The organism is Fictibacillus gelatini DSM 15865 (genome assembly GCF_000430745.1).
Classification (GTDB): Bacteria; Bacillota; Bacilli; order Bacillales; family Fictibacillaceae; genus Fictibacillus_A; species Fictibacillus_A gelatini.
In genome coordinates this window covers 107,164-123,530 of the sequence record NZ_AUMP01000004.1, presented here as the reverse complement: position 1 = coordinate 123,530, position 16,367 = coordinate 107,164, and the positions used below count along the sequence as shown (strand labels likewise).

At 41.2% G+C, this 16,367-nt stretch carries 16 protein-coding genes; 7 read left to right on the top strand and 9 right to left on the bottom strand.

Features of this window, described 5'->3' with window-relative positions; translation table 11 throughout:
• Positions 1-2,022, top strand: a complete 2,022-nt coding sequence (locus H538_RS0107995) for an ABC transporter ATP-binding protein (RefSeq protein ID WP_026677173.1) — start codon at positions 1-3, stop codon at positions 2,020-2,022.
• 24 nt (positions 2,023-2,046) lie between these two features.
• Here the strand turns inward: H538_RS0107995 and ymzB are convergent, their stop codons facing one another.
• On the bottom strand, positions 2,047-2,385 hold the full coding sequence (ymzB, locus tag H538_RS0107990) for a protein YmzB (RefSeq protein WP_026677172.1): 339 nt from the start codon (positions 2,383-2,385) through the stop codon (positions 2,047-2,049).
• A gap of 170 nt (positions 2,386-2,555) precedes the next feature.
• On the opposite strand from ymzB, the gene H538_RS0107985 reads away from it, so the two are divergent.
• Both H538_RS0107985 and H538_RS0107980 read left to right on the top strand, forming a co-directional pair.
• Positions 2,556-2,753 carry an alpha/beta-type small acid-soluble spore protein gene (locus H538_RS0107985; protein ID WP_035350398.1) on the top strand — a complete coding sequence of 66 codons (198 nt, stop codon included), beginning with the start codon at positions 2,556-2,558 and terminating at the stop codon, positions 2,751-2,753.
• A 67-nt stretch (positions 2,754-2,820) separates the two neighbouring features.
• The gene (locus tag H538_RS0107980) at positions 2,821-3,081 is read left to right on the top strand and encodes a hypothetical protein (RefSeq protein ID WP_026677170.1); all 261 of its coding nucleotides are present in this window, start codon (positions 2,821-2,823) and stop codon (positions 3,079-3,081) included.
• Positions 3,082-3,117: 36 nt separating this feature from the next.
• Here the strand turns inward: H538_RS0107980 and H538_RS0107975 are convergent, their stop codons facing one another.
• The 8 genes from H538_RS0107975 to H538_RS0107940 all read right to left on the bottom strand — a co-directional run bounded on the left by H538_RS0107975 (position 3,118) and on the right by H538_RS0107940 (position 11,864).
• Positions 3,118-3,771 carry an amino acid ABC transporter permease gene (locus tag H538_RS0107975; RefSeq protein WP_026677169.1) on the bottom strand — a complete coding sequence of 218 codons (654 nt, stop codon included), beginning with the start codon at positions 3,769-3,771 and terminating at the stop codon, positions 3,118-3,120.
• Complete coding sequence (locus H538_RS0107970) at positions 3,764-4,531, bottom strand: transporter substrate-binding domain-containing protein (RefSeq protein WP_026677168.1); 768 nt, start codon at positions 4,529-4,531, stop codon at positions 3,764-3,766. Before H538_RS0107970 ends, H538_RS0107975 begins: the two co-directional genes overlap by 8 nt.
• A gap of 167 nt (positions 4,532-4,698) precedes the next feature.
• The gene (locus H538_RS0107965) at positions 4,699-5,796 is read right to left on the bottom strand and encodes an ABC transporter ATP-binding protein (protein WP_026677167.1); all 1,098 of its coding nucleotides are present in this window, start codon (positions 5,794-5,796) and stop codon (positions 4,699-4,701) included.
• 121 nt (positions 5,797-5,917) lie between these two features.
• Positions 5,918-6,808, bottom strand: a complete 891-nt coding sequence (locus tag H538_RS23380) for a PucR family transcriptional regulator (protein WP_051291387.1) — start codon at positions 6,806-6,808, stop codon at positions 5,918-5,920.
• Between the two features lie 41 nt (positions 6,809-6,849).
• On the bottom strand, positions 6,850-8,025 hold the full coding sequence (locus tag H538_RS0107955) for a YheC/YheD family endospore coat-associated protein (protein WP_026677166.1): 1,176 nt from the start codon (positions 8,023-8,025) through the stop codon (positions 6,850-6,852).
• The gene (locus tag H538_RS0107950; RefSeq protein ID WP_026677165.1) at positions 8,022-9,395 is read right to left on the bottom strand and encodes a YheC/YheD family endospore coat-associated protein; all 1,374 of its coding nucleotides are present in this window, start codon (positions 9,393-9,395) and stop codon (positions 8,022-8,024) included. The genes H538_RS0107955 and H538_RS0107950 overlap by 4 nt, the downstream gene beginning before the upstream one ends.
• Positions 9,373-10,461: a YheC/YheD family endospore coat-associated protein gene (locus H538_RS0107945; protein WP_026677164.1), complete on the bottom strand. Its 1,089-nt coding sequence runs from the start codon at positions 10,459-10,461 to the stop codon at positions 9,373-9,375. Before H538_RS0107945 ends, H538_RS0107950 begins: the two co-directional genes overlap by 23 nt.
• A 20-nt stretch (positions 10,462-10,481) precedes the next feature.
• A complete protein-coding gene (locus H538_RS0107940; RefSeq protein WP_051291385.1) occupies positions 10,482-11,864 on the bottom strand; it encodes a YheC/YheD family endospore coat-associated protein in 1,383 nt (460 codons plus the stop codon).
• Between the two features lie 105 nt (positions 11,865-11,969).
• Here H538_RS0107940 and H538_RS0107935 point away from each other — a divergent pair, with 105 nt between their 5' ends.
• From H538_RS0107935 to H538_RS0107920, 4 genes are all read left to right on the top strand, one after another.
• Positions 11,970-13,106 (top strand): DUF445 domain-containing protein, encoded by a 1,137-nt coding sequence (locus tag H538_RS0107935; protein WP_026677162.1) that lies wholly within the window; start codon positions 11,970-11,972, stop codon positions 13,104-13,106.
• Positions 13,107-13,143: 37 nt separating this feature from the next.
• Positions 13,144-13,500, top strand: a complete 357-nt coding sequence (locus H538_RS0107930; protein ID WP_026677161.1) for a YlbF/YmcA family competence regulator — start codon at positions 13,144-13,146, stop codon at positions 13,498-13,500.
• A 109-nt stretch (positions 13,501-13,609) separates the two neighbouring features.
• Positions 13,610-14,458, top strand: coding sequence for a Cof-type HAD-IIB family hydrolase (locus H538_RS0107925; protein WP_026677160.1), 849 nt, complete (start codon positions 13,610-13,612; stop codon positions 14,456-14,458).
• Between the two features lie 164 nt (positions 14,459-14,622).
• Positions 14,623-16,107: an aldehyde dehydrogenase family protein gene (locus H538_RS0107920; protein WP_026677159.1), complete on the top strand. Its 1,485-nt coding sequence runs from the start codon at positions 14,623-14,625 to the stop codon at positions 16,105-16,107.
• Positions 16,108-16,367 lie beyond the last annotated feature (260 nt).

Genomic DNA, 16,367 nt, shown 5'->3' with positions numbered 1-16,367 from the left:
ATGAGTGTAGGAAAACGATTATTTCAATATGCGCTTCTTTTTAAGAAAAACATTTTTATCGGGCTATTGATGCTCGCTCTTGCAGTCGCCGCCGATTTGGCCGGCCCATTTGTCGCAAAACGAATGATTGATTCCAACATTCTCGGAATTGAAAAACCGTGGTTTGAAACAATGAATCATGGGGGCGATACTGTCGAATATCACAATAAATGGTATAAAAGGAAAGACCATTTTGCAGCCGGGGAGAAACGTGGAAGCGAAGCGCGCATCTTGCAAATTAATCGTGATTATTACTTTATTGCAGGACCAATTTCTTTTGATGGAGAACGAAAAGTAAAAGACGGAAACGTTGTTATTACAAATAAAGGCAAGTCCGAAACGTATAATGCAAGTAAACTTTCGCGTAAAGAATTGTTCGCTTTTTATGAACCGGAAATTTTCGGTGTGCTAAAACTTTTAGGCATTTACTTTGGATTGCTCGTTCTAGCCTGTTTCTTTCAATACGGACAACGTTACATGCTGCAAGTTTCCGCGAATTTGGTCATTAAAAAAATTCGCCAGGATGTGTTCAGGCAAATTCAGCGTGTGCCGATTACGTATTTCGACAATCAGCCTGCGGGAAAAATCGTTTCACGAGTGACAAACGATACAGAAGCGATCAAAGAATTATTCGTTAATGTTTTGGCGAATTTTTTTACAGGAATGATTACGATTGCAGGTATTTTGATTGCGTTATTTATATTGGATGTCCGATTGGCAACTGTCTGCCTTGTCATCATTCCAATTTTAATCATCTGGGTGAAAGTGTACCGGAAATTCGCTTCCAAATATAATCATATGATTCGTTCACGTTTAAGTGACATAAACGGTATGATCAATGAATCGATTCAAGGGATGACGATCATTCAGGCATTCAGACGGCAAAAGGAAACGACAGAAGAGTTTGAGAAGCTTAACAACGAATATTGCACATACCAGAACAAAATGTTAAGTCTTAATTCTTTAACGAATCATAATCTAGTCAATGTCCTGCGAAATCTTTCGTTTGTTGCTGTTATCTGGTATTTTGGCGGCGCATCGCTTGGCGTGGGCACAGCCATTTCTCTCGGTGTTTTATATGCATTCGTTGATTATTTAAACCGGCTTTTTCAACCGATTAGCGGGATTGCTAACCAATTGGCCCAACTTGAACAATCACTCGTATCAGCGGAGCGGGTATTCGTCCTTTTAGATGAACCGGGAGTGGATGTTGCGAAAGAGCCCATTCAAAGGTACAGAGGAAATGTTGTTTTCGAGAATGTTTCTTTTAGCTATGTCGAAGGAGAAAACGTGTTAAAAAATATTTCAATTGAAGCAAAGCAAGGGGAAACAGTGGCGTTAGTCGGTCATACCGGATCTGGAAAAAGCTCGATAATGAATCTCCTTTTCCGTTTTTACGATGTGAAAGAAGGGAGAATATTGATTGATGGTGTTGATATAATGAAAATGTCCAAACAAACGCTTCGCCAGCATATGGGCATCGTCCTCCAGGATCCGTTTTTATTTACAGGAACGATCTACTCTAATGTCAGCCTTGACGACCCATCTATTTCAAGAGAAAGAGCAGAGAAAGCACTCAAAGATGTAGGGGCATGGGACTTTATTAATAGCTTGCCTAACGGATTGGATGAGGCGGTCATTGAAAAAGGCAGCACCTTATCTTCCGGACAGAGGCAGCTCATTTCCTTTGCAAGGGCGCTGGCGTTTGATCCGGCAATCCTTATTCTTGACGAAGCAACCGCGAACATTGATACGGAGACCGAAGCGATCATTCAAGAAGCCCTCAATGTGGTAAAACGCGGACGAACAACTTTCATCATTGCCCATCGTCTGTCAACGATAAAAAATGCCGATCAAATTCTTGTCCTTGACCATGGAGAAATTGTTGAACAAGGCAACCATGATACGTTAATGGAAAAAGAAGGACGATATTATCAAATGTACCAACTTCAACAAGGAAAAACAAAAAAAGCTGTTGGTTAAATTGTAAATGGGCTGATGATTTCATCAGCCCATTTTATTAATGGCATATGTTCCTCGCTGCGTTTTAAAAGTCACTAAGTCTGAATCAAGTTGAATGCCTTCAATGCCGTCAATTGGAATTTCGTATAAAACCGTTGGCAACTTAACCGGCTTTTCGCTTTCCATGCTGTATGCCTTGCCGTGTATGAAAAGAATATGATCTCCTAAATAATCATCTTGCGCATCACGCTGTTCAAATGTAGCTTTATCAAGTTGAATGTTGATTTGATCCAAATCTCCATTTTCCTCTTTTTGAATCGAAATTTGGCTTCCTGCCCACTCATTTAGTTGATCCTTTAATTCAATGATTTCCGTTTGACTCATTGCGATCACCTCTCTACCAATTTTCCCTTAAAACTAAAGAATAAACGCAAATCCATTGAATTTTCTTTGCTTTTATTAAACATGACTTGTTCTTATCAAAAATTGGTAAAAAGTACGCGTATATAGTTGCTTAAATGATGCAAAATATGTTTCAAGAGGAGGTGAACAACATGCCAAACAACAACCAACTTTTAGTACCTGGAGTAGAACAAGCTCTTGATCAAATGAAAAACGAAATCGCAAGTGAATTTGGTGTTCAATTAGGTGCTGACACGACTTCTCGCGCTAACGGATCTGTTGGAGGAGAAATCACAAAACGTCTTGTAGCTATGGCTCAACAACAACTTGGTGGTGGAGCAGCTCGATAACTCTATATTCATGGCTGTAAGGGGTGGAGAAATCCATCCCTTTAAAGGTAAAAGAGGTGGTATACAAATGAGCCTATGTCCCGTATGCAACCAATTACATACTATTCCCTTTTATTGTCCCGATTGCGGTAATGAAGCCGAAGATCAGGGAAAACTAAGCGATTATTACGATGACTACAGTCCCTATATTGATATTGATGGTTTAAAGTTAGAGAACGGATTTCCGGCAGATCACGAAAATCATCAGTGCCCTCACCTTTATTATTGCTCTACCTGCAGACAAGAACTCGTCAACTTTATTTCAGAATGGCCACAGCAGTTAACATAGGAAAGCTCCATTTCATGAAACATAGAAATGGAGCTTTTATTTTTTTAATTGAAGCTTTCGTTCTAGCCAATATCGCGTCCAGTCGAGTAAAGTTGTAAGTGCCCAATAAATGAGTGCAGCTTCCAGTAAAATAGGCAATACAATTAAGCTAGATGCACTGCGCTGATCGGCCACTAACGTCAATTCTGGTACGGTAATGGCTGAAGCAAGTGAAGATGATTTTACAATATCGATTAATGAATTCCAAATGGACGGAATCGCAACCCGCCAGGCCTGTGGCAATATAATTTCTTTTAACGTTTGGACATAATTCATGCCGAGAGAATAGGAAGCTTCCCATTGCCCTTTTGATATCGATTGGATAGCCCCACGATACGATTCTGCAATATAAGCGCTAAAATGTAAAATAAGTCCGATTAAAGCCGCCTGCCATCCTTCCAAACGAACAATAAATGTAAAGCCATTATAAAAAATTAGCAGTTGAATAAGGAGCGGTGTTCCCCGAAAAAAAGAAATATAAAGTTTAGCGATACCGGAAAGTATTTTGCTTTTGGACATGCGGAATAAGGCAATAACAAGCCCAAAAAGAAGGGAACCGAAAATGGAAACAAGGCTTAAAATAATCGTAAGTTTGGCTCCCTCCAGCAAGAACGGGAGGGAACTAGTCATTTCTGTCCACGTATTATTCACTTACGTCTGCTCCAAAATATTTTTTGGAAATTTTCGCAAGCGTGCCGTCTTTTTTCATGTCGGCAAGTGCCTTGTTCACTTTCTTCACCAATTGCTCATTTCCTTTTCGAAAGGCAAATCCCATCACTTGTTTGTTGAACGGCTTTCCAACTGCTTTTACTTTATAATCGGTTTTCTTTAATTCAGATAAAATGAACAGTTTATCATTCATTGCCGCATCAATGCGGTTCACGTTAAGGTCGGATAGCACCTGCGCAATTCCTTTGTAATATTTAACGTTGGCGCCGGCCTTCTCTGCAGCCTGGGCATAATTGCTTCCTTGAGTCGTTCCAACCGTTTTTCCTTTTAAATCATTAAAGCTTTTAATGTCGTTATTGTTTTGATTGACAATCACCCTTCCGCCAGAAACGGTATAAGGAGTAGAAAAGTCGTACTTTTGCTTTCGTTTTTCATCAATTGATACCTGGTTGGCTACCATGTCAAAACGTTTGCTGTCTAATGAAGAAAACATGTTAGCCCATGGTGTTGGAACAAATTTTGCTTTCATATGAAGCCGTTTAGCAACTTCTTTCGCCACATCGACATCATACCCGACAATATCATTTGTTTTTTTGTCTCGATACGAGAATGGGGGATATGTAGCTTCAGTTCCAATCGTTAATTCTTTAGCTGAACCGCCTTTATTTGTGTCCGTTCCACACGCAGATAATATTCCAACAATGAGAACGGATATGAAAAGAAAAGAGAATATACGTTTCATGATGTTTAGCCTCCTGTAGTTTGAATAAAATCCCATCAATCTTATCGGAATTCTTAAGTAATTGTAATCAGCGAATTCCAGATTGTCAATCATAAAAACATTTTTCCCTAAATGGATAAACAATACAAAAAAACTCGTCATTTTTTTGACGAGTTTTTTGAAACCAATTATTTAATCCTTTCTTCCGTATCTACATCAAAGAAATGGGCTTTATTCATGTCAAAGGCGAGGGTGAGGCTTTGGCCATTTTGAATGTCGCTTCTAGAATCAACGCGGGCGATAAACTCTTGTCCGCCCAGGGTAGAATAAAGATATGTTTCTGCCCCCATTAATTCGGCAACGTCGATCGTCGCATTTACTTTTGTACCTGGCGACGATTCAATAAATAATGGTTCATCATGAACGTCTTCCGGACGAATGCCAAGAATGACTTCCTTATTTAAATAGCCCTGGTCACGCAGTACTTTCATTTTTCCTTCAGGAACGGCAATTTTCACTTGATCGATAACGATGAATCCATCGGCCAGTTTCCCGTGCAAGAAGTTCATCGCCGGGCTGCCGATAAATCCGGCGACAAATACGTTTTCAGGTGTATCATATACTTCTTTTGGCGTTCCAACTTGCTGTATCCGCCCGTCTTTCATAACAACGATGCGGGTAGCCATCGTCATTGCTTCGGTTTGGTCATGGGTGACGTAAATGGTTGTCGTTTGTAATCGTTGGTGAAGCTTTGCAATTTCCGTACGCATTTGTCCGCGAAGTTTCGCATCGAGGTTGGATAAAGGCTCGTCCATTAAGAACACCTTTGCATCACGAACGATCGCACGGCCTAAAGCAACGCGTTGGCGCTGCCCGCCAGAGAGAGCCTTCGGTTTGCGGTCTAAATATTGTTCAAGGCCAAGAATGCGGGCGGCTTCTTTTACACGGCGATCAATTTCATCTTTTTTAAATTTGCGTAATTTTAACCCGAATGCCATATTGTCATACACGTTCATATGCGGATAGAGGGCATAGTTTTGGAAAACCATTGCAATATCGCGGTCTTTCGGGGCAACATCGTTAACGACACGATCCCCAATGATAAGGTCTCCTTCTGTAATATCCTCAAGGCCCGCTATCATGCGCAATGTGGTCGACTTCCCGCAGCCTGACGGTCCAACGAATACGATAAATTCCTTATCTTCAATATCAAGATTGAAATCATGAACTGCGGTTACTTTATTGTCATATCGTTTAACAATATTTTTCAATTTAATTTCCGCCATTTGTCACGCCTCCTCGAATTTTCTGAACATTCATATTGTTAGTGTATAGGTTGAAATGGCTTTCGTAAATTGGAAACGTGACCAAACTTTCTCCAGCCTTTTGTGCAATGTGCAAAAAAACTTAAGGTTTAGTTGTATTTTCAATTTCTAAAAAAAGAATCGCATGGTAAACTGCAAGCGCATTGACAAACTGTTTGACGTCGATGCCGGTTTTTTCTATGAATTTGTCCACACGGTATTGAAGGCTGTTGCGATGAATGTACAATTTTTTCGCCGCAAGACTACTATTCATATTACACTCCAGGAAAACTTTAATGCTATGAAGCAACTCGCTGTCTTCTTTTAAAGTAGGATCAAGTAAATCACGAATAAACCGTTTTATCTCTTTCGTTGCTGTGCTTAAAAGCAAGTAAGGAAGAAGATCGGCTTCCCTGTAAAACATCTGCGGAGGCAAAAAAGGCTGGACGGTAAGAAACATATTCCGTTCAACTTTATACGTTTCGCCTGCTAATGAATAATTGTCCTGCCATTTGCCGAAAAAAAGATCGAGATCGGTGTAAAAATCGCTCGTAATGACATCTTTAATTTGTTCATACGGTATTTCTTCTTTGGATGTATAAAAAGATTCGATAATGACTCCGTTTTTGTTCGTTTCAAATAAAACGACAACATTGGAAGGAAATAGACCGGAAATCGCTTCGAGAAAGGCATCCCGGTCATTTAAAGGCGTTTTGCAAAAAAAATGGAGGAAACGAAATGGTTCCACTTTATGGCGAATGGAAACACAGCCAGACAAAATTTCTTTCCATTGAAGCTGCTCTGGCGTCAATGTTGATATCGATGCATCGGCGATAAATAACGTTTCAAGCAATGCTTTCTCCTGCCTGGAAAGCTTCGATTTATGAATGCCAAAACGTTTGCCGTCGTTATGAATAAACCATTGATAGTTTTCCGGTTCATTTGAAGAAAATACGAAAGAAGAGCCGTAATGCTTTTTCAGTTTTTCTAGCATTCTTTCAAACTCCTTTACAATCGATACAACTATTATAACATCTAATATTCATTGAATTTTGACAAATAGAAGAAGGTTGCAACTAAATTGCAAAGCATCTTTTGATCAATGTCTCTTTCATCAAATTTCATCGGCTTGCTATTCGCTTCAAAGATCCATAAACGGCCATTTACATCACGGCCGATGTCCATCGAAAATTCACGAAGGGCGGGGTAGGATTGTTCTAACGTTTTGGCAGCCTCCATAGAAAGTGAGGTAAGTTTTTTTTCATCAATCGGCTTATCAAGAGTAGCTTTTGAGAGAATGCTTCCGCCTTTAGGGACATGAGTTGTAATGCCTGAGACAGGAGCGCAGCGAACACCGAATCCCGTCATAAGCCACTCGGTCGAGACACGCTGCATAAGCACGCGGAAATCATACATTCTGCTGTTTTGTTTATTTAGGTTGATTTTGTTTTGTGCAATATAGCGCTGTTTTTTTAAAAGCGGGGAAAGATATGACGACAGTAGATGTTCGCTTGAAAAGGTTAAACGTCTAATTGAAGACTGGAATTGAAAGGCGTTATTTTTCTTTTCAACAGTGAAAATATCGTCGCCTTTATGCCCGTCAACCGGTTTTACATAAACTGCATTGTACTCCTTTAGCATTTCGGAAATCGTTTCGACAGAGTTTGCGGAACGCGTATCAGGAAGAAATTCACGCAATTTCTTGTTTTGGTAGAGAATTCGAAACACATCATTTTTATTAAAAAAGTGGGGATTAAATAGTGGAATATTTTTTTGTGCAATTGCTTGAAGGGCATATTGACTACTCGTTAACTGTTCATCTTCACGGATTGGAATTCGGTTATAGACAACGTCCGGGTACGGAAATTGAGATTTGATCCATTTTTTTTGTGCGATTGAATAAAAGAAACCATGAATTTCTTCGTTCTTCATGCTTTCAGGTGTAAAAACATACAGAAATCCACCTTGTTCTTGAAGCAAGCGGCTTATTTTGCGATAGCGGGTCGGATTACCGATAAACGGATAGCCTGTTCGTTTTGTCGTTAATAACCCGATGATTGGTCCTACTTTATTTTCTTTTGTCCGTAGTAGAAATGATTGTACGGAAGAAGAGGGTAGAAAAAGGGGAAGCGGTCTTTCGTTGCCTCCCCATAAAAGTCCGTCTCGGCTTGCCCCAAATGTTCTCATTTTTTCATCAAAGAAAATGTTCACGAACGTACCACATCTTTTCTTTTTGCGATCGATTGTTTCATAAGATAGATGGCGAACTTAAGGGGAAGCGTTCGTGAAAGCAGATCATGCGAACGCAAGCTCGGATGAGAGAAAATAGAGCGCCCTGGTTTAGAATTGGCTTCAAAAAGCCAGACCCTTCCTTCTGTATCAATGCCAAGGTCAAAGCCGATTTCGCCGATTATGCCCGAAATCACCTGATCGATGCTTTCACTAATTTCAAGAGCAGCCTCCTTTAACCGATTTAACATCTCACTTGTTTTCCCCATTTCATGAATAATTTCTTGAATGGTTTTTACTTCACCGCCATTGGCAATATGGGTCGTCACACTTCCTGAACCTGCAATCTTCGCCGCCATCGCACTAACGACCCATTTTCCATTTTCGTCTTTGTTTGTGTGGATGCGGAAGTCTATCGCTTTATCATTCCATTTCAATAAATTTATTCCTTGCTGGACGAGAATGGACTTCAACTTCCCTGAAGGGTACTGCCTGAGCAAAAGCCGGTTCAAGCTCGAATAACGTCTCAGGCGGTTTTGGTCCGCTAAACGGAATCGGCAATAATAGCTCTCTCCCCGTTTTAAAATTTGTTGAATGCCTTGCCCGAGGCTTCCTTTCGCGGGCTTTAAATATAGGTGTGAATGGCGTGCGAGCATATCTTCGATTTGAGAGGAGTCAGGATCAAGATATGTTTCTGGCAAATAATGACTGACCTTTGGATCAGTTAATAAACTATGATGAATTTCCCATTTGTTAAAAAAGGACGGATTGAAAATAGGAATATGAAAATCTCTTTCAAAACGATCCATGGCGGATTTTAAACTTTCAAGATTTTCCGTCTTTCGATTCGGCAGCCGGTTATAAATGACAGAAGGAATCGGCACTTTTCGCTCGATCCAGCCTTTGGAAGTATAAAAAAGTCCATTGATCGTCGACTCTTCCCAATTGATATGATGAGGGCCAAACATAAAATAATAAGCGCCTACTTTTCGTTCCACTGAAAGCAATTTTGCAAACAGCATTGATCTATCACCGACAGGACGGAGTTTATTATCCGTAAAGCCGGCAGTAAAAATGCCAATGAGCGGGCCGATATAAAGAAAATTTCCCTGTTGAAATAAATGGACTGGACCTTCGTGAGGGATCAAAAGCGTATCCCATAGATCTTCTGATAGAAGAAATTCTTCCTTTTTATCTGGATGAGGCGCCATTTTGCATACAACTGTTTTACAACCGAGAACTAGAAACTGTGGAAATTCCCGTTTAATCACCCATTCCCTAAAATAGGATTCCGGGACATAAAAGGTTCCATTTTCTAGTTTCTCTTTTTTAATGGGTAATGGTTGTGACACGATGATCCACTTCCTTTTTCTTTTTGAGATACTGGTAAAATCGCAAAGGAGCCTCCCAGAGTTGTGGCATGACCTGAGGGTTTGTCTTTACGATAACTTTATGGCCCGGTTTAGAGTTCACCTCAAGCAACCAGACCTTTCCTTGTAGATCAATTCCAAAGTCGACACCGAGCTCAAAAAGGGAGCCGAATCGTTCTTCTAACAGGCCGGGTAAATAGCGGACGGTCTCTTGCAATTGCCACTCAATGTCCGCTTTTTGCTGATCGGTGTAGCGCTTCATAAATAGTTCATAGACCATTACAGAGCCTCTTGCGGCCAGGTTTGAAACAATTCCGCCGGGTTTGCCGCACCGGATTCCTCGCCCTCGTTCAACCCATCTGCCTTCTTCATTTTTTTGCAGAAGAATGCGAACATCAAACGGCTCATGTGCTGGCGTTTGAAGGTTTAGGAAAGGCTGGGCAATCATACGGTTAGAAAGTAAGATGGAAGATAATTCTTTTATGAGTGTATGTTCGGAAATGGCTTTTTTGCTTGTATGTTTTCGGTATTGTTTTATAAGGATAAAATCTTCTTTTTTCTTTTCGATCACGTGTATCCCCTGGCCGCAAGAGCCTGAAACCGGCTTGAGCAAAACAGCCTTATGCTCATTTAAAAATCGCAGGATAGAAGCTGGATGAGACGTAGAAATCGTGGGAATGAGCTTATCGATAAAAGCAGAATGAGCAAACAGCAGTTGATAGACCGCCCATTTTCCCGGAAGGCCGTGCCCGAGGAACGTGATGCCGGGACGCTTTTTAAGCTGTTGAACGATGGGCCGAAACGTCTGAAGATCACTTTCAGTTTGATAAAAACAGCGGTCATAGATAAAGGACGGCAGAGGCGATGTTCCCTGAACCCAGCCTTTGTCCTTTGAATACCGAAAGCCATCTACCGTTCTATTAGATAAATCGGCGCCTTGAGGAGTAAACAGAAGTACAGAAATGCCCATGTTAACTGAACATTTCCCGATTCCGTTATAATAGGTTTCTTCCTGGCCGGGATAAAGCATCATAATACCAAGTGTCACGTTAGTATCACCTCGGGTTTTTAAAGATGCGAAAAGCGTGCGAGATATAAACTGTATTGAACGATAGTAGAGGCGGAAGGGCGGATGGTGTTGGGACGGGAAGGCAAATCCATGTTTTTCGAAGGCTTCGAATTAACCTCCAATATCCATGGTTCCATGTTTTGGTCAAGTGCCAGGTCAACGCCAAGTTCACCATATAATCCATCCATTTCCCGGCTCAGCAGAGTCACCGTTTCTATACTTAATTCATAAATAAAGCGTAGCAATTGCCGTGCTTTTGTGACATCCATACAGCGCGCGAGCACCTCATCTATTTTTTTTTGCTCGCCGCCTCGTGCCAGATTTGAAATAAACTTTTCTTTTTCTGATACTCTTGCGACAGCTGATGTGACCTGCCATTCTCCTTTATCATTGCGATGGCAAAGAATCCTGAAGTCAAATGGGCGGCCATCATAGGTTAAGAGTTCCAGCCCTTGTTGAATAATGAAATTTCGCTTTTGAATCCGGTTTTTTAAGTTTTGGACGAGTGAAGAGTAGGAAGAGAATTGATGGCGCTGTTCGCCATTTAACGTTGAATAATCAAGCTCATACCATTCATTCATTTTTTTAACTCTGAAAATCTTTCGTCCCTGGCTGCCATGAATCGGTTTTAAAAACAGGCATTCATGTTTGGCGAGAAGGAATTCAAGCGTTGCCTTGTCTTCAAGCAGGACCGTTTCTGGCAAATAAGGTTTGAGTTCTTCATAGGGCGACAGCTTCTCGTAAACTTCCCATTTATTCAAAAAATGGTCGTTAAAAAAGGGGATGGATTCATCACGGCAGCGCTGGAAAAACAGTAAGCTTTTTTGCGCATTTTCCGCTGATCTTGTTGGTATTCTATTGTGCACGACATCAGGAAAAGGCAACGGCTTTTGAACCCATTGTTCATGCTCATTAACATATCCGTTAATAAAATCAGAACCGATATCTTCAAGGGAAAAAACATAAAGAAAGATGCAGTGTTTTTTACAATAAAGGGCCAGTTCTTTGCAATAATCGGTAAGGTTGCCGAAAATGGCTTCACCTTCTTTGTAGACCGTTGTTAAAACGGCAAGGATTGGCCCGAGTCGAAGCTGCTTTGATTGCTTCATCCAACCGACTTGCAGACATAATTGTGGGAAAGGGATCCGCAGTTCTTTCCATAAGGCCTCATTCAATCCAATGGTGTTCTCGTCAAGAGAATCAGAGGCTATAAGTTGAACTTTCCCTTCTGTTTTTCCAAATAAAATAAAGATGCTCTCTTTTTTGTCTACTTCTAATCGGTCAATAGTTGAAGGGTGAAGCAAAACCTCTCGTTTGTGAATAGGTTGATGAATAACTTGAATTGTAAAACATTCTTTCGTATCCATGGCCGTTCCTTTCATAAGCTGCTCATCTCATTCATTTGATTAGGCAAGTGCGGATATCGTATACTATGAAAGCAATATAAAATATGTGAAAAACTCAATTCTTTTTATAGAGGTAAGAACATGAATAGTTGGTTAACCATTATTTTTATGATTGTCATCGGTGCGGTCATTGGCGGCGTTACGAATTTAATAGCCATTAAAATGTTATTCAGGCCGTACAATACCCTTTATATCGGGAAGTTCCGTGTTCCGTTTACGCCGGGCCTTATTCCGAAACGAAAGTCACAGCTTGCCGTTCAGCTTGGAGAAACGGTGATGAAGCATCTTTTGACTGCTGAAGGGGTTCAGTCCAAAGTAAATGATCCTGTTTTTAAAGATGAATTAAAGACTTGGATCGGCAAAGAAATCGACAGGTTTTTAACGAGTGACATCACGATTCAGCATATTTTGCAAACGAAATTTCACATTCAAAATGCGGAAGAGACCATTAAGGAAAAAGCGGGGCTTTATTTGGAGAAGGAACTTTCTTCCTGGCTTACATCCGTTAAAGAACAATCGGTGGAAGAATTTTTGCCTGAAAGAATACAAGAGAAAATCGAAGCGAAACTCCCAGAGCTGACAAACATGCTTTTTGAAAAAGGGATTGATTATCTGGAAAGCTATGAAGGAAAACGGATGTTGGAGGACGGAATTAACACCTTTTTAAAGGATAAAGGCATGCTTTTGAACATGGTTTCGATGTTTTTTGAAAGCAGTACGCTTGTGGACAAAATTCGCCCCGAATTCGTCAAGCTGTTAAGACGGGATGAAACGAAACAAATGCTTGAACAAATTTTATTGAAAGAGTGGCAGGCCATTAAAAAGAAGAAGCTGGAAAATTTGGATGAACATCTTGAGCTTAAAAAAATCGCAGAACCGATTAAAGATGCGCTTCTGTCGCGCTTGCCCCTACAAGAGTTGTTCTATACTCCTTTAAAAGACCTAACGAAAAACTACCGGGAAGGCATTATCGAACGCTTCGTTCCGCAAGCCATTGAGCTCGCCACCCAATTGATTAACAATCATTTAGAAGTTATTTTTGAGAAACTTCAACTTGCGCGCATTATAGAGGAACAGGTAGAAGCATTCTCTCTTCAGCGGTTAGAGGAAATCATCATCTCGATCGCAAATAGCGAGCTGAAGATGATTACGTTTCTTGGCGCTCTTCTCGGAGGGGTTATCGGTTTCGTTCAGGGCGTTATTGTGATATTTTTGTAATTGAATGATCGCAAATAAAAATTAAGGGAGTTTTACAATGCCGAATCTATATGATCTTGCGTACGATCTTGAAAAAGCACTCCGCGACAGCAGTGAGTTTCAGACGTTAAAAGCCTGCTATGATGAGGTGGACAACGATCCAAATGCTAAACGCGCATTTGATGATTTTCGCGAGTTGCAAATGAACTTGCAGCAAAAACAAGTTGCCGGACAGCAAGTAAGTCCGGAAGAAATCGAAAGGGCACAACAGCTGTTCCAAAACGTTCAACAACATGAAGTCATTACAAAATTAATGGAAACCGAACAGCGTATGAGCTTAATGATCGCGGACTTAAACCGGATCATTACGAAACCGCTTGAAGAGCTTTACGGACCGATGATCGATAAAGAATAACCAAACTCCTCTGTTCTATAAAGAGCAGGGGAGTTTTTGTTCTAATTCCTCCCTTTTTAACATATGGTGATAAAGGAATACTACTTTATATGGGAAGAGGGGGATCGCCTTGGTTTACAAACTGCTTGCCCTTGACATCGATGGAACCTTGTTAAGAAGCAATTTTCGCCTTGACAGGGAGACCAAGGACGCAATTGAATATGTGAAGAAGAAAGGGGTATATGTGACACTTGCTGCGGGCCGGAACTTTCCATCAACGAAAAAGGTCGCTAAAGCCCTTAAGTTAAATAGTTATTTAATTAGCCATAACGGTGGTTTTATCGCTTCAGATATTGATAAACCTCTGTATGAATCGAGAATATCGGAGCAGGATACGTATGAAATCGTTCAGCTCTTAGAAAATTATGAATGCCACATCCGTCTCGTCCATGAGCGATATTCGGTTGGCAACCAGGTGAAGCAAAAAAATCAACTTGTTGCGAAATTAACGCTTGGGACCGGGGATCCGTTATTTTATCCAGTAACGTTTACAGAAGATTTAGGTGACCACGTTCTAAAGCATTCCGTCGCACCGCCGAAAATTGATGTTCAATTTTTGGATGAAAAAGAACGGAAATCGGCGTATCAACATTTGAAAACACAATTTCCGGAGTTTGAAATCACCTCATCAGCTTATTGCAATTTTGAAATCACCCCTCCGAAAGTAACGAAAGCAAGCGGATTGATCCTATTAGGAAGCAAGCTGGGCATCGCACCTCAAGAAATGGTCGCTGTTGGTGACTCATATAGCGATAAGGAAATGATTGAGCTTGCCGGACTCGGGGTGGCGATGGGAAATAGCCCGGAAGAAGTAAAAAGGAGTGCAAAGTGGATCACCCGGACAAATGATCAACTCGGCGTCTCCTATATGATTAAAGAAGTCTTCAGAAAACAGCTGCGTGTTAGCATGTTTCAGTAAAAGCTCCTTCCTGGGAGCTTTTTATGTTGCTTAAATTTGTCGAATTAAATCGAAAATTTTTCAATTTGATTACAAATGTAAATATACCGTAGAAATGAAAGGGTTTCCAAGGGAGGGGGTCGAATGTATGTAATGTAAGAACCAATATTGTAAGGAGGATTCAAATGGAAAAAACAGTTAGTCTCAATTTGTTACCGAAAGTTGCAGAATTTTTAAATGGCACGAAGAAGCATTTCATTAATGGTGAATGGGTAGCTTCTCAATCGGGAAAAACATTTGAAACATTAAATCCTTCAACTGGAGAAGTTCTTGCTGTCGTTGCGGAGGGCGGCAAAGAAGACATTGACAGAGCGGTTAAAGCTGCCCGCAAGGCATTTGAAACTGGCTATTGGTCAAAAATGAGCGCATCAAAGCGTGGGCAATTGATTTATAAGCTTGCTGATTTAATGGAAGAACATAAAGATGAACTTGCACAGCTTGACACACTCGACAACGGGAAACCGATCAATGAAACGAAAAATGCGGACGTTCCGCTTGCGATTGACCATTTCCGTTATTATGCAGGATGGGCAACTAAGATTGTCGGACAAACGATTCCGGTCGCCGGAAACTTCTTTAACTATACTCGTCATGAGCCTGTTGGCGTTGTTGGCCAAATCATTCCGTGGAACTTCCCGCTTCTTATGGCAGCGTGGAAACTTGGGGCGGCGCTTGCAACAGGATGTACGGTCGTGTTGAAACCTGCCGAACAAACACCTCTTTCGGCATTATACCTGGCGCAATTGGCGCAGGAAGCAGGATTCCCGGAAGGCGTCATTAACGTTGTTACGGGTGCGGGTGAAACAGGAGCGGCATTAGTTGACCATCCGGATGTGAACAAAATTGCGTTTACCGGTTCAACAGAAGTCGGCAAACTCATTATGGAAAATGCCTCCAAAACGTTAAAACGGGTTACCCTTGAACTTGGTGGCAAGTCTCCGAACATCATTTTGCCGGATGCAGATATGTCCCGCGCCATTCCAGGGGCATTAAGCGGCATTATGTTCAATCAGGGACAAGTTTGTTGTGCGGGATCCCGCCTATTTATCCAGAAAAAAGCGTTCGACAATGTCGTGGCTGATCTTGTGTCACATGCAAAAAGCATTAAGCAAGGTCCTGGCCTTGATCCTGAAACGAATATGGGACCTCTCGTATCCGAAGAGCAGCATAACCGTGTCTTAAGCTATATTGAAAAAGGAAAAGACGAAGGGGCTGAACTTCTAACCGGCGGTTCTGTGCCGTTTGAAAAAGGCTATTTCGTTGAACCAACCATTTTCGCTGATGTCAATGACGAAATGACGATCGCGAAAGAAGAAATTTTCGGTCCAGTCGTTGCGGCAATGCCGTTTGAAGAGTTGGATGAAGTGATTGACCGCGCCAATCGATCCGATTATGGCCTGGCCGCAGGACTCTGGACGGAAAATATTAAAAATGCCCACTATGTCGCCAACCGCTTAAAAGCCGGTACGGTATGGGTGAACTGCTACAACGCATTTGATGCCGCTTCTCCATTTGGAGGTTACAAACAATCCGGCATCGGCCGTGAAATGGGATCTTATGCGCTGAATAACTATACTGAAGTGAAGAGTGTCTGGATTAACTTAAAATAGGAGATAAACAATAGTGCAAGCCTTTTGATCCGAAGGCGTGCCTTAGGGGGTACAATAAAAGAACGGAATAGAAGAAGCCCGGGCTGTCTGATCCAACAGCCGGGCTTCTTCGTGTTTTTTGAATGTGTAGTAAGCTTGCTTTATTTTTTTACCCGCTTTTATAACCAACCCAGCCCTGTTAAATTTTTATCGGCTTTAAGGCAAATGGTACAAAAGTAGCGAGAATAGCCAATAAATACTAAAAACTCGCGCAAACTGAT